The sequence below is a fragment of the Bacillus sp. AFS018417 genome (genome assembly GCF_002560985.1).
Classification (GTDB): Bacteria; Bacillota; Bacilli; order Bacillales; family Bacillaceae_G; genus Bacillus_A; species Bacillus_A rhizoplanae.
The window spans coordinates 26576-47293 of sequence record NZ_NTTM01000031.1 but is presented as its reverse complement, the minus strand read 5'-3'; the positions used below and the strand labels follow the sequence as shown (position 1 = coordinate 47293).

Genomic DNA, 20718 nt, shown 5'->3' with positions numbered 1-20718 from the left:
GTTTTGTCATTTTTCTCGTCATTTTGTAAATTCGTTCGTTTCTCTTGCGTTCGCTATTTTCAAAAACTCTTGTAATTCTGGATTTATATTTGCTTTTCGATACGCGACTGCTAGTTCCGCAACAAAATTAGAATCACATATTTCTTTGTATACAACTTCTGATTGATATAAATTATTTGCAGACACTGGTATTACCGTTATCCCAATTCCAGCAGCAACAAGTCCGACCACTGTTTGATACTCTGTCGCCTCTTGTACAATTTGCGGACTAAACCCTGCATCACGGCATAAAGAGAGAATATTATCATATAATGTTGGCCAAACATTTCGTGTAATAAAAACAAAAGGTTCTTTTTGCAAATCTTCAATATATATTGCTTGTTTATTCGCAAGCGGATGCACCTTCGGTAAACAAAGTGTACAAGGAAGATGCTGAATTGTCTCCAATTGTAATAACTGACTTGTAATAGGTGGCCGTAATAGTCCGACATCAATTCGATTATCATGAAGTGCATCTACTTGTTCCGGTGTAGATAATTCATGCAAGACAACAGATACATTCGGAAATTTTTTTCGATATTCTCGAACGATTGGCGGCAAAATATCATACATTGCCGACCCAACAAACCCAATAGACAGCGATCCAATTTCTCCTCTTTGTGCTCGTTGGGCAACTTCGACTGCCTTATCAATTTGTATAAAAACTTTTTTCACTTCTTTTAAAAACAATTCCCCTGCTTCTGTTAACTCTACTCTTCGTTTCGTTCTTGAAAATAGTGTAACTCCCATTTCTTGTTCTAATTGTTGAATTTGTTGACTAAGCGGTGGCTGCGTCATCTGTAAGCGAGCTGCCGCTCTTCCAAAATGAAGCTCTTCTGCTACAACAACAAAGTATTGTAAATGCCGTAATTCCATATAGAACACCCTTCTTTATTAATATATATAATAAATTAATAACATAAGAATTATATATTAGACAAATATTTTTAAAAAATCCCACGGTAAAATCTCCAAACCTTTTACCAATAAATCGTAAGTTTATCAATGCTATTAACATTAGAAACAAGCTCAGCTCTCTTATCGCATTTCGAAATGCGTAAAAATAAAAGAAAACGCATACAAGAGAATTCTAATATACGTTTTCTTTTATTCCCTTCAATATTCAATTATCTCTCCATATACATTTTCGTACTTCTCGCCTCAATCATTTCCTAGCATATACACTAAATATTCACATACTTCTGTAGTAACTCATAATCTTCCGGAAATGAAAGGGGAATATTTTTAAGTTCTTGAAATGCTTTCCACTCAATCTTATAAATCAATCCATCCGGATCTTGAATTTTTCTTTCTCCCCCTACTACTTTCACAACATAATAATGTACGTGTACAGGAATATCGAATGTAACACCTGTTTTTTCATGTACTTTCTCAATAACTTCAATATGATACCCTGTTTCCTCCCATACTTCACCTATACAACACTCTTCTAATGTTTCTCCTTTTTCTAATCCACCTGAGGGTAAAGACCAACGTTTTTCTTCTTTTCGTTTTCCTTGTAATACCATTAATACTTCTTTATTGTCATTGATACAAATTGCTGCCGCTCCAATCCAACGCTTCATCCTCTATTCCTCCCATACATATTATTCTGTCTTTTACCTAATTTCTCCTCGAAAAAAGAGGAAAAAACTTGTAATCTATCGAATACTTTCAGCAACTTCAAAGACAGCGCATTCCTAAAAAACAGAAAGGAAGGAAGGGTTCTGTGAAAGTTTCTAAGTATGTTGTGGATTGTGTGTTTTGTGAGGAAAATCGAGGAACACGACAAACATTAGTAACTGTTGCTGCTTCTTCTAACACATTGGCAGTTCAAAAAATAACTGAAGAATGTCAGCGTCGTTTTGGAAAAGCATTATTATTGAAAACAGAGATTATAAAAGAGGACATCATTGCAGGAAAAAAAGAAAGCTGACCAAAATGGCCAGCTTTCCTTTTTCCGATCGTAAACGGAGAAAACATTCATGTTTTTTCCGTACATATTATCACATGAAGATTAGGGGCATCTTCTAAGAAATCGGGATTTTTCCATTATGTACGTTCCATAATGGTTATCGAACAATATTTCCGTACAATCTATGAAAAATTATGCGGAAAAAGGGTAAATCTAGTTCGCATTTTTAGAAAAGGGATAGGGATATTACCGGTAATACATCAAACATTCGAATGTTACATCTAATATAGTATAGTAATCTTCTTTATATGGGAAATATGTATTACATATATAATTAATATGTAATACATATTAATATCTCTTATTCCATCTTTCTATCTTGTACATTCCTAAACAACAATAAAGCTAAAATTGCACCTATTAGCGCGAAGGTCATATCCCACTGTGTATCCCACGAATCTCCTTGCATACCTAAAAAAGCATTTGCTGCTGTTCCTGTCAATTTGGCAACTAAAAATTCAAGTAATTCATAGAGCGCACTAAATGCTAAGCACACAGCAATTACAAGGATTGATAACCATCCCCTTTTTTGAATTTCTACTACTCTAATGAGAACTTCACGTGTTAAAAGAGCAGGAACGAAACCTTGCGCAAAATGGCCTACGCGGTCATAATAATTTCTTTCTAAATGAAACGTATCGCGTAGCCAATTAAAGAGAGGTACTTCGGCGTATGTATAATGTCCGCCAATAAGTAATATAAGCATATGGAACCAAATCCAAACATATGTAAACGTCGTAAATTGAAAACGATGATATGTTGCTGCTAAAATCAATACAAGAATAATAGCTGGTAATACTTCTAGCCGCCATGTAAACAAATCTTTTGGCTGTATTCCTGAGATAAATAAAGTGATCCAAAAACTAATAAATAATAGCATATGTGAACGATGTATCGTCAAGTTCTCCTCCTCCTATAATTAAGTTACTTATACCATATTTCAACCCATCCAAAGAATATGCGTTCGATTAAAATACAAATTACCCCATTTCATGCAATCCTTATTGTTAAGTAATGAATGAACAAAAAACAAATATTTAAATTCTATTAAACATAATATGAAAACTCTCTAGAGATCCAGTATTAAATTCAATATGCTCATTTTAACAAAAAATAAAGCCTTCAAAACCTTGTTCTTACAAGGCTTTCTGAAGGCTTCCTTTATTCTGCAACAAATACATATTGTAATATAACCCTTGTTGCGTCAACAATTCTTGATGTGTTCCTCTCTCAACAATTTGACCATCATGCATCACAAAGATTTGGTCAGCATCTTGAATTGTCGATAAACGATGTGCAATCGCAATGGTTGTTCTCCCTTTTCGCATACGCTGCAATGCTGTTTGAATTGCTTCTTCTGTTTCTGTATCGATGTTTGCTGTTGCCTCATCTAGCACTAATACTTTCGGATTTGTAGCAACAGTTCTCGCAAATGCTACAAGCTGTCTTTGACCGCTTGAAAACGCCGCTCCTCTTTCAACTACCTCTGTATCATATTGATCTGATAGCTGTTCAATAAATGTATTTGCTTGCACAAATTTTGCAGCTTCTTCCACTTCTTCATCTGTAATATTTTCATCGTACATACGAATGTTTTGTTTAACTGTTCCAGCAAACAAGAAAGCATCTTGTAATACAAGACCGATACGTTTTCGTATTTCTATCTCTTGAAAGTTCTCTAACCGAACCCCATCAATTACAATTTCCCCTTGATTAACATGATAAAAACGCATCAATAAGTTCATAATTGTGCTTTTCCCACTACCTGTATGCCCAACAAAAGCAACAGTTTGCCCAGGTTTTACATGAAAAGATACATTTTTCAGCACGTCACGTTTTCCATCATAAGAGAAAGTAACATTTTTAAACTCAATTTCCCCTTCCGTCATGAAGGGAGTTCCATTACCTTGTTGTACTGGTGCTAAATCTTTTTCATCCATTAAATGAAACACACGCGATGATGACACAACTGCTTGCTGGAAGAAAGACAATTTCATCATCATTTCGTTTATTGGATCAAAGAAGCGATGAATATAGTTAACAAAAGCATATAATACACCAACTTCAACAGGACTATGCATTGCATCAATTCCAAACAACGTCAACACCAATACAATTGCCAAAATATGAACAAGATCGGTCGCCGGACGTAAAAGCAGTGCATCTAATTTCAAATTGCGACGGCCTGCTCCGTAGTGTTTTTCATTTACTTCTTCAAATTCTTTACGCATCCGTTTTTCTTGGCGAAAGACTTGAATAATGTTCATACCTTGAATAGATTCATTCAATTTTGCATTTAATACACTTAATTGATTGCGAAGTTCTAAATAAAAGACTGAACTCTTGCGACGATAAAAAGCCATAATCGTAATCATAGTTGGAATAAGAAGTAATGAAAATAAGGCAAGCTTCACGTTAAGTAGAAACATAGATATTAAAATACCGATTAAAAATACAATATTTTTTACAAAAGTAGATAATACACTTACAAAGAAATCTTTAATCGCTTCTGTGTCGTTCGTTATTCGAGAAACGAGCGTTCCAATTGGTGTACGATCAAAGAAGCTAAGCGATAAACTTTGAACATGTTCATATACTTCTACACGCATATCTTGCACAATTTTGAAGGCAATGTTTTGGAAATATAATAAATTCAAATACGTAAAGAGTACTTTTAATAAATGAAAAACTATATACACAACAAATAACGTCACTAATACATTTTGCTCAAAATTTCTCGGAACTAAATGTTCATCAATAAATTCCTTAATTAAAAAAGGGCCCATCATTTCCGCTACAGTTGCACCAACTAAAAATAAAAACGCTAGTGTCAGCAGTTTTTTATATGGCTTCATATAGGATAATAGACGCCATAGATCGCTTCGTTTTTTCTCGTTCATTATACCCCTCCTTTCTCAACTAGTGCTTCTAATTGTTGACTTTCATACATGTCTTTATACCAGCCGTCTTGTTGCATCAAACTTTCGTGCGTTCCACGCTGTACAATCTTCCCATCGTCAATAACGAGAATTAAATTTGCATGCTGAATAGCACTTAGGCGGTGCGCTGTAATAATAGTCGTTTTATTTTCACGTTCACGCTTTAACGCCGCTAAAATCGTTTCTTCTGTTTTTGCATCTACTGCTGATAAACAGTCATCTAAAATTAAAATTTCAGCATTTGTTAATAATGCACGCGCAATCGAAATACGCTGTTTTTGGCCACCTGATAAAGAAACGCCGCGTTCACCAACCACTGTTTCATATCCTTCTGGAAATTTCGTAATATCCTCATGAATACATGCAATAGTAGCTGCATGTGCAATATCCTTATAGGTAGCATCCGGTTTTCCAAATGCGATATTTTCTCCTATATTTGCAGAAAATAAGAAATGATCTTGTGGTACATACGAAATAGCGGAACGAATAGCATGTAACGTCATATCTCGAATATCGGTTTCTCCAACTCGTAGCGCTCCATCAAAATGATCATATTCTCGAATTAAACACTTTAATAATGTTGTTTTTCCTGCTCCAGTACGTCCTACAATCCCTAAAGTTTCCCCTTTTTGTAAAGAAAAATGAATCCCTTGTAGATTTATCACTTCATTTTTCTTGTACGAGAATGCATCAATATCAAACTCGATATTACCACTTGCTACTTCTTCGCTTGCCTCTTCTCTATTCACAACATCTGATACTTGCATGAATAATTTTTGAATACGATCATAAGAAGCACGCCCACGCTCCATGATATTAAATAGCCAACCAAACGCTAACATTGGCCATACGAGCGTTCCTAAATAAGAAGTAAACGTAATAAGTTCTCCTATCGTAAGCTCACCACGAACAACCAATACAGAGCCATAACACACTGCAATTAAGAAAGAAAAGCCTACAATTAAAGAAATTGTTGGGTCAAATAATGAATCAATGCGAGCAACAAGAATATTTTTCTGTACTACATCTTCCGATTTATCGCGAAATGCTTGTAAATCTTCTTTTTCTTGACCAAGTGAACGAATTACCTTCATTCCACTCATACTTTCCTGAACTTTATCATTGATTTCTGAAAAAGCCTGCTGCGCTTTATGAAAACGACGATGTAACAACGTTCCATAATAGTTTGTCGCAATCGCTACGATTGGCATCGGAATTAAACTGAGTAATGTTAACTTCCAACTAATCGTAAATCCCATCGCAACAAGAACACACCCGCCCACCGCTAATGAGTCTACAAACGTTAACACCCCAGCGCCAGCTGTTTGCTGAACTGCTTGAATATCATTTGTTGCGTGTGCCATTAAATCACCGGTACGATGCTTTTGGTAGAATGATGGGCTCATATTAGTAAAGTGCTTATACAGTTTTTGACGTAATTGACGGGCTAACTTTAAAGAAGAACCGAAAATCATTATGCGCCACACATAACGCAAAATATACATCGTCACCCCAGCACCAATTAAAATTCCTGCCCATTGTAATAGCTTCTCAGCTGTTAATGAATGATTGCTAATTTCATCAACAACGATGCCGATCACTTTTGGTGGCACAAGCTCAAGAAGAGCAACGCCAAACAATAAAAAAATACCAGTTATGTACGCTTGCTTCTCTTGTTTAAAAAACCATGCCAAGTCAAAAAAAACTTTCATTATATACCTCCTATCCCAAATGAGCGATGTTTTCAGTTTATCAAAATTACTGAATTTTTTAAAGTTTAAAATAACTTTAGAAAACAAAATAAAAAGGCACTCCTATTCGAGTGCCTTTTATAGCGCTTATTTCAGTTGTTGTTTATTCATTGCGCTCATCATTTGATTGATTTTCTTTTGGGATGGTTTTTGTCCCATTTGCATCATCATCATTTTTAACATTTGTTCATTAATTGGTGGATTTTTTTGTAAATAGTTCATCATATATTTGCGTGCGATGAAAAATCCTAACGCAACGCCTGCTACTAGTGCTAATACGCCCACTAGAACAACTACCCAAATTGACATATATTTTCCTCCTTCATGTTGTCTACCTTACAGTGTACTAAAACCTTTTCAATAAGACAAGATTGTATTCGACATTTTTTATATATAAGTACGCACTTGTTTGAGAGGATTTAACCATCCGTATTGTTTACTCTCATAATCCATCGCAAGAAATGTTAATTCACATTTTCTAAGCACTTCAAAAATAGCTGTTTCCATTTCAACATTTTCAGGAGTATGCATTCGAATATACTGCGGCTTAATACTCACTTCCCCGTACACATTTCCATTAGATATAATATGCGTATGCTCATTTCTTTCATATTTCCCGTATGTTCGCAGTGCCTGTTCCATTTTATGATGTAATTTCATTACTTGTAAGGGCAATGTAATATACTTCATTTGTTTATACAACACTTTCTTTTCTGAAAGGGAACGAGACTGTGCAAAGCGAGCAAACAAATCAAACAATAAAAACTCACGACCGAAATACGACTTCGTAACATCTTCTTGAATTAAGTACAGTTCATACGTTCTCATATTTTCCCTCCCGCATTGGACAACTTTATTTCTTTTCATTATATAGAAACAAATATGCAATGATTGTCTGACTGCGGAGAAAGAAAAAACTTTTTCTGTCGAATAAAGTGACACTTCCATCAACCGGGATTTTCTCCCCCCTACTGATAGAAAATTCTCACCAATTAGAGTCCTACTGCTCCTGAGCAGCGGGATAAAGTGAAACTTCCATCGGAGTGCCTTTTCTCCGATGGTTAGTTGAACCAATCGGGCTCTTACGGGCAGTTTTCCTTCCCGTTCTTCCCCAGCCTTACTGCCCGTTAGTGCGGGATAAACCCTTTTATATAGAAAAATCTCTCCATGCCGGAGAGATTTTTCCAAAATCATTAAAGCATTTCTTTTACTTTGCGAACAACGTTTTCTACAGTGAATCCGTATTCTTCCATAATCTTTTCACCAGGAGCAGAAGCACCGAATGTATCGATACCAAGCACATCTCCTTCAAGACCAACGTAACGATGCCATCCGAATGTAGCACCCATTTCAATTGCGAAACGTTTTGTTACTGCTTTTGGTAATACAGATTCTTTATATTCAGCAGATTGTGCATCAAAGCGGTCCATAGACGGCATGCTGACAACAGCTGCGTCAACACCGTCTTGTGCTAATGCTGTTTGCGCCTCAATTGCTAAGCTTACTTCAGATCCAGTTGCAAGTAAGATTACATCAGCAATTTCTTTCTTGCTTGCAGAAACTACGTATGCACCTTTCGCAACTTTTTCATACGTATCGTCTTTAGCACCTTCTAATGTTGGAAGATCTTGACGAGTTAAGATTAATGCTGTTGGTGTTTTTGTAGATTCTAACGCTAACTTCCAAGCTGCAACAGATTCGTTACCATCAGCAGGACGAATAACAGATACGTTTGGCATTGCACGAAGAGCTGCAAGCTGTTCAACTGGCTCATGCGTTGGTCCATCTTCTCCAACTGCGATACTATCATGTGTGAACACATATGTTACTGGCAGTTGCATTAACGCAGCAAGACGAATTGCTGGACGTAAGTAGTCAGAGAATACGAAGAACGTACCACCATAAGTTTTTAAACCGCCATGAAGTGCAATACCGTTCATTGCTGCACCCATTGCAAACTCACGTACACCGTACCAAATATTTTTACCACTGTAGTCTTCTCTTGTGAAGTCTTTTTCTTTGTTCATGTATGTTTTGTTAGAACCAGCAAGGTCTGCAGATCCACCAAAGAATGATGGTACTGATTCAGCAATTGCATTAATAATTTGTCCTGAAGATGAACGAGTTGCTGTTTTTGAACCGATTTCGTATGTTGGTAAGTTCTTATCCCAACCTTCTGGAAGAAGACCTTTCATTGCTGTCTGCAGTTCAGTTGCTAATTCTGGATGTGCTTTTGCATACCCATCAAGCATTGCGTTCCACTCAGCTTCAGCTGTTTGTCCAGCATCTTGTACTGTTTTACGGAAGTTTTCATACACTTCTTCTGGTACATGGAAATCTTGTTCAAATGCCCAAGTATATGCTTCTTTTGTTAATTTCGTTTCTTCTACGCCTAGCGGAGAACCATGTGAAGCTGATTTTCCAGATTTGTTTGGTGAACCGAATCCAATTGTTGTTCTTACTTCGATTAATGTTGGACGTTTTTCGTCAGACCTTGCTTCTTCAAGTGCTTTCGCAATCGCTCCGATATCGTTTCCATCTTCAACGCGGATTACTTGCCAACCATATGCTTTATAACGATCTTCTACGCTTTCAGAGAAAGAACGATTTAAATCGCCGTCTAATGAAATATCGTTAGAATCATATAACACAACAAGACGACCTAATCCTAAATGAGCCGCTAATGAAGATGCTTCAGCAGAAACGCCTTCCATTAAATCTCCATCACCGCAAATTGCGTATGTATAATGGTCAACAACGTTATACTCATCACGATTGTACTTCGCTGCTAAATGTCTTTCAGCCATTGCCATACCAACAGCTGTTGCAATACCTTGTCCAAGTGGACCTGTTGTTGCATCTACACCTGGTGTGTGACCGAACTCAGGATGACCTGGTGTTTTACTTCCCCATTGGCGGAAATTCTTTAAATCATCCATTGTTACATCATAACCAGATAGATGAAGTAAGCTGTATAATAACATTGAACCATGACCTGCAGATAATACGAAACGATCACGGTTAAACCACGTTGGGTTATTTGGATTATGTTTCATAAATTGCGTCCATACTGTATAAGCCATTGGTGCTGCACCCATTGGCATTCCTGGGTGACCAGAGTTTGCTTTTTCAATCGCATCAATGGATAATGTGCGAATCGTGTTGATAGAAAGTTGTTCGATTGAATGTGACATGCTATTCTTCCCTTCGTTTATAGTAGAAAACGTTTTCGTTTTACACATCTATATGATATCTTTCCTTGCAAGATTATACAACATGTACGGACAAATATGTTGATGTTTTTTCGGATTTGTTCAAAAAACGTACTAAAATTCACAGTGTATAGGGTTTCAATCCACTATACTTTTTTTAGATTTTCACACTTTTTTAAAAAGAATGTGGTCAAAAATGTGGTCAATGTGGTCCACTTAAAATATGTCCTGCATAACAAAAAACCTAACAAACAAATCATATAGTGTTCGATTTGCATTTCTAATGCCACCCATATCATGTACAGCCATTAAGTGCCTTCGCGTCGCAAACTGTAACTTACAAATTGTAGATAAAATCTCATTCTCCACTAGACTTTATCCTGTTTAGTTTCTGTTATCTTTTATAATATAGCCCTTTGATGTGTTCAGTATTAAAAATTAAACTGGTTTAATTCTCTATGCTGTATACGTTAAGTTTCCACCTATATGTAAGTGACATCTTTCTAATTCTACTACTATTAAAAGTGCGTTTATGTATGCATAAAAATATAGGAGGGTCCAATACCCCCCCTCCTATCAAAATGAATAGCTAGTGAAAAATACAACTTGAGTATAAGATGTGGGCTAGATTAGTGCAAATCGATAAAAACTCATTTTTCTATAAGTAAAATTTCATTTTTAGAAGGAGATTGATGAATATGAGATACGAGGAATAATGGATTTAACAATAATTATATAATTTAACCATTTATTCCTGTTATACTTGTACTGTAATTTTCATACATACAAGGAGGATTAATATGGCTAAAATTGATAAATTAAAAGAACAAGCGATTGCTCATTTAGATCCTAATGAAACCGTATTCGCAACGGTTATGGGAGCATATGAAACAAAGACAATGGGTCATGAAACATTACGTAACGGTGTATTTCTTGCAACCGATAAACGAATTTTCTTTTATGGTAAACGTACATTTGGTTACGATTCAGAAATGTTCCCTTATGAAAATATAAGTTCTCTTGAAATGGGTAAAGGATTTATGGGTCATAAAATTTCATTTTTTGCATCTGGCAATAAAGTTAAGATGAAATACATACAACAAGGTGATGTTCAAAAATTTATAGAACACGTTAAAAGTTCAATCGGTAAAAAATCCACAGCTGAACAAGTAAATACTACACCTACCAATGATAGCGTAGTAGATGAAATTAAAAAATTTGCAGAATTGAAAGAACAAGGAATTCTATCTGAAGAAGAATTTCAAGCTAAAAAGAAACAATTATTAGGAATATAAACGAAAAAAAGAGCCAACTCAAATGAGCCGGCTTTGGCATTACTTCTCAAACCTTACATATTCACCGGATACCCAGTGGTTACCACCAACATTGTACCACCCGTTTTGACATCCCCATGACTGATATTTTTCACCTTGGTACACATTTTTTACAACATCATAATTTGTTCCAGGGCCAGTACGAACTCGTAATACATCTGCTGTAATGGTACCAACACCTACACCGTCATTAGCAGATTGTGCTGGTGCGCCGTTTCCAGTAAAACGAATGTAAGAACAATCGTTATACACCCATTGATCGCCGCCAAGGTTTAGCCAACCATTTGATTGTCCCCATACTTTGTAGGATTCTCCTTTGTTTAATTGACGAATGACACCATATCCTGTGCCTGGTCCCTTACGCAAATTTACATTATTGCCTTCAATGTAAGTAATGCCTTCTCCACAATCTGAAGAAGGAGAATAATTTGGTACATCTTGAATATCTCCACCATTAAATGTATCTGTACCATACCCACAATAATTAAACTGTAGATGCGGTGAATCAACAAATCCTTTCCAGTCACCTCCCCATTCAAAACCGATTTGTTTTGCGTACTTAATAGCACCATACCACGGTTGTTTTTTATAACCGTTCCAATCTTCTGTACCGTCAGGTTTAATCGGCACAAAGTCTAAAGCTTGTCCTACAATGTGGTAAGACTTCATTGTTTTGGAAACCCCTTTATTCACATTCTCACGTTGTTTTTCCTTAGTACGAATAGTTTCATAGATTAATACTTCAATTCCATTATCTAAGCAATATTGGTACCATTTAAAAGCTGCCGCTTTTGTGTAATCTGCTAATTGATTTAAATTATTTACATTTCGATTATGGTACTTCATTATTCAACATCTCCTTATTAATTTTTAGAAATAAAAGAGCACTGCCGAATGACAATGCTCAGAGTAAACCTTTATTTTGAAGTGTCTCTTTTTGCTTCTGACGGTGTTTAGACAAATACGTATTCGTTAACATTGTTCCGATAGCAATGCCCCAGCAAATGAAGCTAACAACCCCACTAATGATATCGTCAGTAATAATGTGATACCCAAGTGAGTCAAGAAGTAGTTTGATAGATCCCAAGAAACCAAAAAGTAGAATAGCGATTTCTGGATTTACATACTTATTTAAGATTTCATTTTTCATATTTAATTCGTCTCCTTTTCTAAATTATCAAGGCGTTTATGTGCTTGCTTGGAACTCTCTTCAACCCGTGTGATTCTTTCACCAAACAAAATCATTTGCTTTTCACTTGCTTTTTGATCAATACGAATATCATCTACACCTTTACGGATATAGCCTAACTCTGCTTTCATCTCAGCACTTTGCTGTCCATCTGTTCTTACTGATTTTGTTTTATTTAATGAATACCCCAAGTAACTAATAGCTAGTGATAATATCGCGATAAGCACTCCAATTTCAATTGTCATTCCTTCATCTCCTTTCAAAATAAAAAGAGAAGCATTTCTGCTCCTCTTGATCTATGAATTGAATTTGCTCAAAGTCGTATTCTATATTAATTAAGTGTATTATTTAGGAATAAAGCATTTAGTGTATCGTAATCGATAATTCTATAATTTGATTTAAGTTTCCTTGCAGCTTCTCGAGTTTCTTCTAATGTTAAATTTTCATAGTTTCCTACTATAAGGTATAAAGTTGGATCTACAACTTCTACACCATATTTAGCTTTAGATAACTCTTTATTTGCTTGAAAAGTAAAATACTCTTCATAATTCGCTAACTGTGAAATACCTTCATCTACATAACTTACGAAGGCCCTTCTCTTATGCCTTCCTTTTACAAGCTTTTTTTCATGTAGCTTTGGGGTCTTTAAATCACAAATATCATAAAAACCATCTTCCCTTTGTAACATTAAATCTGGATTAATAGTTTTTTCCTCTAAATCGGGATTACCTTCTATCCATTTGAAGTCTTGTTCATATAAAAAAGATTTACAGCTTAATGCTTTTTTAATGAAAGATGGATTCTGGTTTAGAAATTCTCCAATAGTAGTTTCTCTTAAACCTGGAATTAAGAATGTGCTAGCAAATTGACCAGATAATATTAGAGCCTCGGTTTTTGTTCCAATACAATATTGTATACCAAATAAATCATTAGTTGACGAAATAGGATGGTTAAGTTTGTTTTTCAATTCGTCCTCATATGCAATTCTAGAATAATTCTTATTAACAATAACCATATGAGTTACCTGTTTTACACGATATATTTCTTCTAACCGATTAACTAATACACAATTATCTATATAAAGAGACTTGAATTTTTCCCCAAATCCTAAGAGAGAACCATTTCCTGTTCCATCTATTATAAGATGAGATCCTGGCCATTGGCCAGAAACTTTAAAACGTTTATTTAACATCTCCAAATCAAAAGGTCGTGAAAGAGTGAGATTTTTTAATACCGTTCCAAGACTATCACAATAAAACATATACTCTTCAGAATTAGTGTGGTCGGATTCAAACTGATAAAGATATTTTGCGGTAGAAGTTTCCTTATGCTTTTTTGTTTTTAATTCATTATAAAATTTGTTTGCACCTAATAACTCCATGATGTAATGTTCTTTAGTTTCAGTAAAGAGCATTATGTTTGGAAATAGAATGGATCCTTTATCCAAAGATATTCTACCAAGTAGCATTTGCTTAAAAAAACTTCTAAAATAACTGTGCCATATCTCTTCATTTATTTTAATAAATTCTTTGAAAAGCATAACTAGTCCCCTATCTTAAAATTGATAACTATATTATACATTCAATATTAAGCAATTTGTTATTTATCTGGATAATAGTCATAGATCTCTATAAGTGGCTCTCTTGTGTCTTGATCATTCGTAATAATTAATTCACCATACAGTTCGTATTCCCGCTTGACTGCATCTTTGAATTTTAGCAGTTCGTCTATTGTATGGATGTTAATATACGTATAGTCTGTTTCGCCGTTGTTAGAAATAGCTTCGTAGCCATATTCTTTTAAAACTGATTCATACGTAAATAACTGCTGGCTCGTGGCAATTACTTTTATTCTCATACAATTGCCTCCCATACATTATTTCTTTAAATATATACTACTGAAAAATTTAAGCAAATTCTTTATTTGCATACGTATTAAAGATATATTTTATCAATTTCATGCTACATAATCATCGCCAGTAATATCCTTATACTCTTCTGCAGTAATCCATCCAGCCTTTACAAACACTTTTACTTCTTCTTTTGTGTAAAAACCTTTAGAATACCAATCTTTAATCCATTCATACCACATTTCATCGTCCTCCTTTGGCAGCGATTTGAAGTGCTAGTTGTGCTATTTGCTCTTGAAGTTGTTGCATCGATTCATGATGTTTTAGTTTATTTTTAGCTATTTCTTGTGCCAGTTGAGCATTTTGCTGCTGTAGTATATAGATAACTGACGGTTGATTTTGTTTTTCTTTCCAAACTTGTCCTGTCCATTCCCAAACTTTCACGAAATCTGCTGCTGCATGCTTGTGTTTTTAAATCGTATTTTGTTTTAAATATTATTTATGCAATATAGGTTCTACTGGTTCTTTCACAGGTGTTACTAGCTTTACATCAATTCGTGAAAAAACCGTATTACCAATCACAACTGTATATATAGTACTGTCATTCAATAGTGTGTTCATTTCTACTGCATTATACGTTTCTACTTCCAATTCAAATTGCTTTCCACTATGTGTATCAACCTGTAATCTCATGTTAATTCATCTCCTTTTGTAGTTTCTCTGAATAATTGATACTACATTTATCTAATATTACATTTGGTTCTGATGCTTTAATTGGTTCATCTAATGTAAGTGTAACGTTCATAATAACCGGCTTGTTTCCTACTAATTTCTTAATTAACCATTCTCTCATTAGAATTTTCCTCCTTTGCGTGATTGGATGAATAATCTACTCGTAACAGTAGCGTTAATCCTAGCCAGGTTATCTGGTGTGATTTTTATTTCAGCATAACGGCCACGTTGAATGTTTCCACTTGAGTCTTTTGTAAGATATGGAACTAAGTTGATATTGTCACCACTTGTACTATCAAATGGAATAGTTGTTCCATCCACTGTAATAGTGACTTTCGAGGGTGTATCATTTAATTCAAAAATCCCAAATTCAATCGCATGAGTGTGATCGGGTAACGTAATATCGTGCTTATGCGGCGGAATAGTAATGTCATGTGTATGATTCGGAATGGTAACATCATGAGTGTGACTTGGTATATTAAGATTATGTGTATGGGCTGGAACACTCACAGAATGTGTATGACTTGGTATATCGACAGAATGGTTATGCCCTGGTATAACTACTTCGTGCATATGATATCCCCAGTTTTCTGTACCAACACTATTTTGAGGAACACCCGACATTAAATGCTGTTCAACATAAGATGATGATGTAACAGTAGCACCACCACCGCCTGCGCTTGTTACAGTAGATTGTCCACCAGTCGAACTAGTTTGTATACTTCCACCACCACTTGATGATGTTTGAGTACTTCCACCTCCGCTACTTGATGTTTGTGTTAATCCGCCACCAGCTGCAGTAGATGAAACAACAGCACCACCACCTTTTATCGCCCTCTCATACGCCCTAAACTTTTGTGTCTCAAATGTAAGAATCATTTCATTAATGTTAACGACATCATCCGGTATTTTAAAGCGAATAACTGCAGGGTGATCAGGGTCACAATTATCTTGGAAATCGCGACTATCAATATTAGTCGCACCTTGCGAATACAGTTCGTTAATTTGTTGCCGCTTCTCAATATCCGCCTGTGTTGTTCCCAAGTCTTCAAGTATGTCTCCAATTCCCAAACTCATATCTAAGGGTCTACCCGTAACATCAGATTTCCCTTTTTTCATTAACCTAACATCTATTATGCCTAAATCATCATCATCGATGCGTACTAACTTACCAACCTCATATTTTTCAACTTTATATGGATCTATTAATTCATAATCGCTAGATTCCACAGCATACATAACTTTTGGAGTGCTTTTTTTATTTAAAAAAGCCTGTCCAGAACTAAATAACATATCAGCATTTTCAAACCGTTTATCTACCCAGATGTATTTTTGAATTCCATATTCTTCGATAATGTGCGCTGGTGCTTCAATATAAGGCAATCCAGTTAAATTAACCTTAGTAATGTCTAACTGGTTAACTCCTTCACCATATCCGAGCAAGTACAGACGCGTAATAATATCGGTTGGATCGTTTGTTCTTTTAATACCTTTTAGGTTCTTTCTGTGACGTATTTCACCAGTTATTTCGGTACTTGCTTTTTCTAAGTTTAGTGTCCAAGGATAATTTTCTATTGAATCATCCCAAGTCCAGGCGTATTGCTCATCAAACGGTTTTGGAACACTAAATATTGGTCCTAATAATGTATTTTCATTCTCCCAGCTGTAATGAAAGTATCTAACGAAATCACATTTACCTAAGCGCCAATGTTTAATTTCTTGCTGACTTAGTAAATATTCAAGCACTTCCCTTGTTGTGTAATTCGACATTTGATGATAACGAAAAAGCACGTCACTTAGCAAAGTAGCCAGGACGTGCTCACATTTATATGTTATTGTTTTTTCGTTTTCATTTTTTACGGTTTCGATAGGAATAATACGAAACATTCCTATTCGTTTGCCATTGTCAAACAACTCAAGAAAATCAAGTGCTTTGATTTCATTGTTTTTCGGATCATCAAAAGGTAATGAAAAAGCAGCCGTCCAAATTGCATTGAACTGCTGCGTATATGATATCTTAAAAGCATTTTCTAAATACGCTTTTAACTGTAGTTGTTTGTTGTATAGTTTTAGCAATGTATCACCTTCTTTCAAAATAAAAAGAGCAGCCGTAGCCACTCTTTTGTTTTAAATCTGTATTTTATAAAGAATTACTTATTGTTTTTTAAGATTAATCTGTTAGATTAATTTACCAAACTAATCTGTATTTCTTTTTAAATCCGAAGAAGAATAACCCTAAAAACACCGTTATTAATATAATGTCTGTTAGAGTTTGTACAATTCTTAAATTACTTATATGGAAGTTCAACAAAATATTCCCATAGATTAATATAGAATACAAACTATATTCTGATTTTATCATATAAAGATACGAAGCTCTGTATAACATCCCTAATATATAAAATCCTATAAATACACCTGGTATCCAAAAGTTCATATACATTGCCCCAAATGTTTCTGGTGGCCATGAAGATGGATACATCTCTTTGAAAGGTGTAGAAGGAGATACTTCCCATCCTTCTGCCAGTGTTCTTATATAAACACCATCATCAACAGGAGGTTTATCCGGATATATAGAACTCGGTAAAGGAGCATATAATAGATCCATAAAACTACTTCCTAACCACAATTTATCAATTGTAAAATAATCCATAATAAATAAATAATGGTCTATGTAGCTAAATTGTTGTGTGAGAGAATCTGTACTTTCTACAACATCAGTCACAAGTTTTTCAGGATTATTTGTATAAACTTCTACACCATCTGGTGTACGAATAATAGGCATTACAACAATATAAAACAACGCCACAGGAACTAGCGCACACATTTTAAATGATAAGCGTTTTATTTTACCTACTGCAAAGTGCCAAACGATCATAGAAAATATTATAAACTGCAATGTTGATTTTCTTCCGCCCATTGAGGACAGTAAAAATGAAGTACCTACTATTAATATCATCAAAACCAAGTATTTAAATAAGGTCTTCTTATATTTAAAAGTACATATAAAAATATAAACAGAAATTTCTAATAAACTCATTAAAGTCATAACATATCCGCTACCGTTTGTATAAGAAGCCCTCTGTTCAAGATTATTAATAAAATTACTAAATCCCCCTGCGGAATTCATAAAAATCTTATAACCTAATAACCCTAAAAATAAAGAAAATAGAAATGCCCAAAAATACCTTACTTTGCTTTCGTTCCCTATAAAGACTGGTATAGGTTTTACAATTTTAGCCGAAAATCGTGAGTTAACTCCAAGAAGTAATCCTATAACACCTATCACAAGCACAACTGCATATTTAGCAATTGCATAATCTATTTCTGTTTCCGGAATGCGCCATCGAACTAATGGGTTAAGGATATCATAGTTTCTAGAAATAGATATCAAATAAGGAATATTTGTAATGATTATTAAAAACATTGAAATCATTACTGGTGAAAATGTGTCTGCTCCTCGTTTTCTAAAATAAAATATAGGGAGAGAGAATAAGATTAATAAAATGAATGAAATTGTAAATATTTGCACGGTCGCCATCCCTTCGGATTTTTTTTACAATTTCTATGTTATATTACATTTATTTGTTAATCAAATAAAAAAATTGATTATATCTAAAAAACAAAATTTATATCAATTATTTTCTTAGTTTTCATTATTAAACAGATACCCCTGATGCATCTTTCCATGCTGATGCCAAAGCATCATACCATATAGCTTTTTTTATTGTTTCATCCCAATATGACTGCCCATGTATAGGGTTTGATGGTCGAGTGTTGTATCTGAAACGATAAGGCTGTTGAACGTTTGTTGCGCATCCAGAATATGATAGATTTCTAAATGTTGGATTGTCTTTATAATTAGCTTCATTCCAGATACCATAAACACAATTTTTCATCTGAATGTTTTCAAAGATAAATTTTGATAAATCCATTGCCACGGTAAATGATAGACCGTGGTCAAATCCGTCAATTTCAATGTTTTCTAACTTAACAGTACCACTTTGTTCATTCCGGTCAATTCGGAAAGCTTTATGGATGTTTGCTGATACCGTTGCTCCAGTCTTATCTTTACCGCGATAAGGTCCGAAAACCCTTAAGTTTCTGTATGTGTTAACACGAGCGGTGGCTAACCATAAAGCCCAATTATTTACGATTGTTCCGTCTAACATATGAATTGTTGTATCCTCAATGGAGAACGAATCAATTATCTGATAATTAGATACATATTCTTTAAACAAACAATCACTTATTTTCACCGTACATGATTGATCGAATATAGCATGTTTATCCGTTCTAGTTCTTACGATTGATTTTTTAAATTTGTCTCTTACAGATAATGATCTTAACCCTGTATCATGGCGAGTCAAAACGCCTCCTGAAAACGAGCATCCATCTACAATGTCATGTCGCCCTCTCAGTTTAACTTCAACTTCATCCCCAAATGAATGACAGTTAAAATGTCTTGAATCATATGCACCTTCATGACTGTCATATCCAGCGTAGCATTCGTAAGCTCTACCATCTCTACAAGTAAAACCTTGACTACCGCCAGTGGGCGCTGCTGTATGTCTGCATCTTCTTGCGACAGACCTTTCGACCGTAGTTCCTACCGCTCCAGTTGTTGGCATAACTCCATAACTTAAATATTCAAACTCGGGATTGATAAACTTTGCGTCAATAGCATTTTGAACTCTAAAACCATGCATCGTACCGCCTGTTTGACTTGGATCAAATCCTTCAGTAGTTGTTTCTCCCTGGTACTTTTTATTGCGATTTACTACTTTTAAATTTTCCACTTCAAATCCAGAAGCAAATGAAATATCTCCGAAATAACCATCATATTCGCCTGATATGGTCATATTCGATAATTTCACTTTTCCGACTTTATATCCTTTTGCAGTCACCGTGAATCCGGTAATACTAAAATCACAAGGAACGTGTCTATCAAGAGTAACAACATTCCCATTTATCGCTGTGATAATTGCTGAATGTGATTTTATTACCGTTCTATCTATTTCTTCCATGTTTTGTGTACTAGATAAGGTGATTAATTGTCCGACTTCTGCGCCTGTTATACTTGATAATGTTACAAATCTATCTCCTTCTGTTAATGCTACAGAAACAGTCGTGGTAAATTTAGCTGTATTTGAACAAGTGAAAAAGCGACCTGTACAATATATTTCAGTTAAGTCTTTACCCATACCTTGTATAACTATATTTTTGTCTGTCGGTAAAATGAGTGGCGATGTCTTCAATTTACCTTTTTGTAAATAGATATATACTGTATCACCACTATTAAACGCATTTGAAAAAGCTACGGAATTTTCGGTTCCGCTTATACCATCCCAGTCAACTTTACCACCGAATTGTTCAATAGATCCTATATTTTGTTGCAAAATCTCAATTTTATTTTGTTCTGCATCAATACGTAATTTTATCGTTCCAAATTCGTTACCATTAGCATCTACTCTACCTTGTAATACTTCCGCATCAGATTGACCATTATTTATCACAATTGTATTTAATTGTGTTTGTACACTATTAGCGGTGTCAACAGCGCTTGTTGAATTTATTTCTGCTGTCTTTGCTTTTTCTATTGCTTCATTTGATTGGTCTATGGACTCATTTAACTTATCAGTACCCTGAAACATCTTATCTTTATAGTTTATATGTTGCACTACCATGTCATCACCTG

22 protein-coding genes and 1 pseudogene are annotated in these 20718 nt (G+C 34.9%); 2 read left to right on the top strand and 21 right to left on the bottom strand.

Annotated elements, in window-relative coordinates:
- Positions 1 to 18: 18 nt before the first annotated feature.
- Entirely contained in the window at positions 19 to 915 is an 897-nt protein-coding gene (gene alsR, locus CN326_RS14085; RefSeq protein WP_098309641.1) for an acetoin biosynthesis transcriptional regulator AlsR, read from the bottom strand.
- 308 nt (positions 916 to 1223) lie between these two features.
- Positions 1224 to 1625: an NUDIX hydrolase gene (locus tag CN326_RS14080; RefSeq protein ID WP_098309640.1), complete on the bottom strand. Its 402-nt coding sequence runs from the start codon at positions 1623 to 1625 to the stop codon at positions 1224 to 1226.
- 143 nt (positions 1626 to 1768) lie between these two features.
- Between CN326_RS14080 and CN326_RS14075 the strand changes: the two genes are divergently transcribed.
- Positions 1769 to 1975, top strand: coding sequence for a DUF3903 domain-containing protein (locus CN326_RS14075; RefSeq protein WP_098309639.1), 207 nt, complete (start codon positions 1769 to 1771; stop codon positions 1973 to 1975).
- A 340-nt stretch (positions 1976 to 2315) separates the two neighbouring features.
- Here CN326_RS14075 and CN326_RS14070 read toward each other — a convergent pair whose 3' ends face one another.
- The 7 genes and pseudogenes from CN326_RS14070 to CN326_RS25570 form a co-directional block, all read right to left on the bottom strand.
- Positions 2316 to 2894, bottom strand: a complete 579-nt coding sequence (locus CN326_RS14070) for a DUF2238 domain-containing protein (protein WP_098309651.1) — start codon at positions 2892 to 2894, stop codon at positions 2316 to 2318.
- 256 nt (positions 2895 to 3150) lie between these two features.
- Positions 3151 to 4914, bottom strand: a complete 1764-nt coding sequence (locus CN326_RS14065) for an ABC transporter ATP-binding protein (RefSeq protein WP_098309638.1) — start codon at positions 4912 to 4914, stop codon at positions 3151 to 3153.
- A complete protein-coding gene (locus CN326_RS14060; protein WP_098309637.1) occupies positions 4914 to 6665 on the bottom strand; it encodes an ABC transporter transmembrane domain-containing protein in 1752 nt (583 codons plus the stop codon). The genes CN326_RS14065 and CN326_RS14060 overlap by 1 nt, the downstream gene beginning before the upstream one ends.
- Before the next feature lie 126 nt (positions 6666 to 6791).
- Complete coding sequence (locus CN326_RS14055; protein WP_098309636.1) at positions 6792 to 7013, bottom strand: YneF family protein; 222 nt, start codon at positions 7011 to 7013, stop codon at positions 6792 to 6794.
- Between the two features lie 78 nt (positions 7014 to 7091).
- Positions 7092 to 7532, bottom strand: a complete 441-nt coding sequence (sirA, locus tag CN326_RS14050; protein WP_098309635.1) for a sporulation inhibitor of replication protein SirA — start codon at positions 7530 to 7532, stop codon at positions 7092 to 7094.
- 365 nt (positions 7533 to 7897) lie between these two features.
- Positions 7898 to 9898, bottom strand: coding sequence for a transketolase (tkt, locus tag CN326_RS14045; RefSeq protein WP_098309634.1), 2001 nt, complete (start codon positions 9896 to 9898; stop codon positions 7898 to 7900).
- 270 nt (positions 9899 to 10168) lie between these two features.
- Positions 10169 to 10285 (bottom strand): annotated as a pseudogene (locus tag CN326_RS25570) (replication-relaxation family protein); the annotation flags it as partial.
- 431 nt (positions 10286 to 10716) lie between these two features.
- On the opposite strand from CN326_RS25570, the gene CN326_RS14035 reads away from it, so the two are divergent.
- On the top strand, positions 10717 to 11211 hold the full coding sequence (locus CN326_RS14035; protein ID WP_098309633.1) for a PH domain-containing protein: 495 nt from the start codon (positions 10717 to 10719) through the stop codon (positions 11209 to 11211).
- A gap of 39 nt (positions 11212 to 11250) precedes the next feature.
- Here CN326_RS14035 and CN326_RS14030 read toward each other — a convergent pair whose 3' ends face one another.
- The 12 genes from CN326_RS14030 to CN326_RS13980 form a co-directional block, all read right to left on the bottom strand.
- Complete coding sequence (locus tag CN326_RS14030) at positions 11251 to 12096, bottom strand: SH3 domain-containing protein (protein WP_098309632.1); 846 nt, start codon at positions 12094 to 12096, stop codon at positions 11251 to 11253.
- 58 nt (positions 12097 to 12154) lie between these two features.
- Positions 12155 to 12400: a hypothetical protein gene (locus tag CN326_RS14025; protein ID WP_098309631.1), complete on the bottom strand. Its 246-nt coding sequence runs from the start codon at positions 12398 to 12400 to the stop codon at positions 12155 to 12157.
- A 2-nt stretch (positions 12401 to 12402) separates the two neighbouring features.
- Positions 12403 to 12684, bottom strand: coding sequence for a hypothetical protein (locus CN326_RS14020; RefSeq protein WP_098309630.1), 282 nt, complete (start codon positions 12682 to 12684; stop codon positions 12403 to 12405).
- A gap of 86 nt (positions 12685 to 12770) precedes the next feature.
- The gene (locus tag CN326_RS14015; RefSeq protein WP_098309629.1) at positions 12771 to 13979 is read right to left on the bottom strand and encodes a Shedu anti-phage system protein SduA domain-containing protein; all 1209 of its coding nucleotides are present in this window, start codon (positions 13977 to 13979) and stop codon (positions 12771 to 12773) included.
- A gap of 59 nt (positions 13980 to 14038) precedes the next feature.
- Positions 14039 to 14296, bottom strand: coding sequence for a hypothetical protein (locus CN326_RS14010; protein WP_098309628.1), 258 nt, complete (start codon positions 14294 to 14296; stop codon positions 14039 to 14041).
- A 99-nt stretch (positions 14297 to 14395) separates the two neighbouring features.
- The gene (locus CN326_RS14005) at positions 14396 to 14530 is read right to left on the bottom strand and encodes an XkdX family protein (RefSeq protein ID WP_098309627.1); all 135 of its coding nucleotides are present in this window, start codon (positions 14528 to 14530) and stop codon (positions 14396 to 14398) included.
- Position 14531: 1 nt separating this feature from the next.
- A complete protein-coding gene (locus tag CN326_RS14000) occupies positions 14532 to 14732 on the bottom strand; it encodes a hypothetical protein (RefSeq protein ID WP_098309626.1) in 201 nt (66 codons plus the stop codon).
- 51 nt (positions 14733 to 14783) lie between these two features.
- Positions 14784 to 14981, bottom strand: coding sequence for a hypothetical protein (locus tag CN326_RS13995; RefSeq protein WP_098309625.1), 198 nt, complete (start codon positions 14979 to 14981; stop codon positions 14784 to 14786).
- Position 14982: 1 nt separating this feature from the next.
- The gene (locus CN326_RS24670; RefSeq protein ID WP_176524627.1) at positions 14983 to 15141 is read right to left on the bottom strand and encodes a hypothetical protein; all 159 of its coding nucleotides are present in this window, start codon (positions 15139 to 15141) and stop codon (positions 14983 to 14985) included.
- On the bottom strand, positions 15141 to 17096 hold the full coding sequence (locus tag CN326_RS13990; RefSeq protein WP_098309624.1) for a phage tail spike protein: 1956 nt from the start codon (positions 17094 to 17096) through the stop codon (positions 15141 to 15143). The genes CN326_RS24670 and CN326_RS13990 overlap by 1 nt, the downstream gene beginning before the upstream one ends.
- A gap of 112 nt (positions 17097 to 17208) precedes the next feature.
- Complete coding sequence (locus CN326_RS13985; protein ID WP_176524625.1) at positions 17209 to 18552, bottom strand: O-antigen polymerase; 1344 nt, start codon at positions 18550 to 18552, stop codon at positions 17209 to 17211.
- Between the two features lie 127 nt (positions 18553 to 18679).
- The gene (locus CN326_RS13980; RefSeq protein WP_098309622.1) at positions 18680 to 20707 is read right to left on the bottom strand and encodes a hypothetical protein; all 2028 of its coding nucleotides are present in this window, start codon (positions 20705 to 20707) and stop codon (positions 18680 to 18682) included.
- Positions 20708 to 20718: the final 11 nt, after the last annotated feature.

Bases quoted from the DNA above. Each gene is read 5' to 3' on its own strand.
- CN326_RS14015 (WP_098309629.1), bottom strand. From the start codon at position 13,979: ATGCTTTTCAAAGAATTTATTAAAATAAATGAAGAGATATGGCACAGT.
- CN326_RS14005 (WP_098309627.1), bottom strand. From the start codon at position 14,530: ATGTGGTATGAATGGATTAAAGATTGGTATTCTAAAGGTTTTTACACA.
- CN326_RS13980 (WP_098309622.1), bottom strand. From the start codon at position 20,707: ATGGTAGTGCAACATATAAACTATAAAGATAAGATGTTTCAGGGTACT.
- CN326_RS14080 (WP_098309640.1), bottom strand. From the start codon at position 1,625: ATGAAGCGTTGGATTGGAGCGGCAGCAATTTGTATCAATGACAATAAA.
- CN326_RS14025 (WP_098309631.1), bottom strand. From the start codon at position 12,400: ATGAAAAATGAAATCTTAAATAAGTATGTAAATCCAGAAATCGCTATT.
- CN326_RS14030 (WP_098309632.1), bottom strand. From the start codon at position 12,096: ATGAAGTACCATAATCGAAATGTAAATAATTTAAATCAATTAGCAGAT.
- CN326_RS14035 (WP_098309633.1), top strand. From the start codon at position 10,717: ATGGCTAAAATTGATAAATTAAAAGAACAAGCGATTGCTCATTTAGAT.
- CN326_RS14060 (WP_098309637.1), bottom strand. From the start codon at position 6,665: ATGAAAGTTTTTTTTGACTTGGCATGGTTTTTTAAACAAGAGAAGCAA.
- sirA (WP_098309635.1), bottom strand. From the start codon at position 7,532: ATGAGAACGTATGAACTGTACTTAATTCAAGAAGATGTTACGAAGTCG.
- CN326_RS14020 (WP_098309630.1), bottom strand. From the start codon at position 12,684: ATGACAATTGAAATTGGAGTGCTTATCGCGATATTATCACTAGCTATT.
- CN326_RS13995 (WP_098309625.1), bottom strand. From the start codon at position 14,981: ATGAGATTACAGGTTGATACACATAGTGGAAAGCAATTTGAATTGGAA.
- CN326_RS14010 (WP_098309628.1), bottom strand. From the start codon at position 14,296: ATGAGAATAAAAGTAATTGCCACGAGCCAGCAGTTATTTACGTATGAA.
- CN326_RS14070 (WP_098309651.1), bottom strand. From the start codon at position 2,894: ATGCTATTATTTATTAGTTTTTGGATCACTTTATTTATCTCAGGAATA.
- alsR (WP_098309641.1), bottom strand. From the start codon at position 915: ATGGAATTACGGCATTTACAATACTTTGTTGTTGTAGCAGAAGAGCTT.
- CN326_RS14055 (WP_098309636.1), bottom strand. From the start codon at position 7,013: ATGTCAATTTGGGTAGTTGTTCTAGTGGGCGTATTAGCACTAGTAGCA.
- CN326_RS24670 (WP_176524627.1), bottom strand. From the start codon at position 15,141: ATGAGAGAATGGTTAATTAAGAAATTAGTAGGAAACAAGCCGGTTATT.
- tkt (WP_098309634.1), bottom strand. From the start codon at position 9,898: ATGTCACATTCAATCGAACAACTTTCTATCAACACGATTCGCACATTA.
- CN326_RS14065 (WP_098309638.1), bottom strand. From the start codon at position 4,914: ATGAACGAGAAAAAACGAAGCGATCTATGGCGTCTATTATCCTATATG.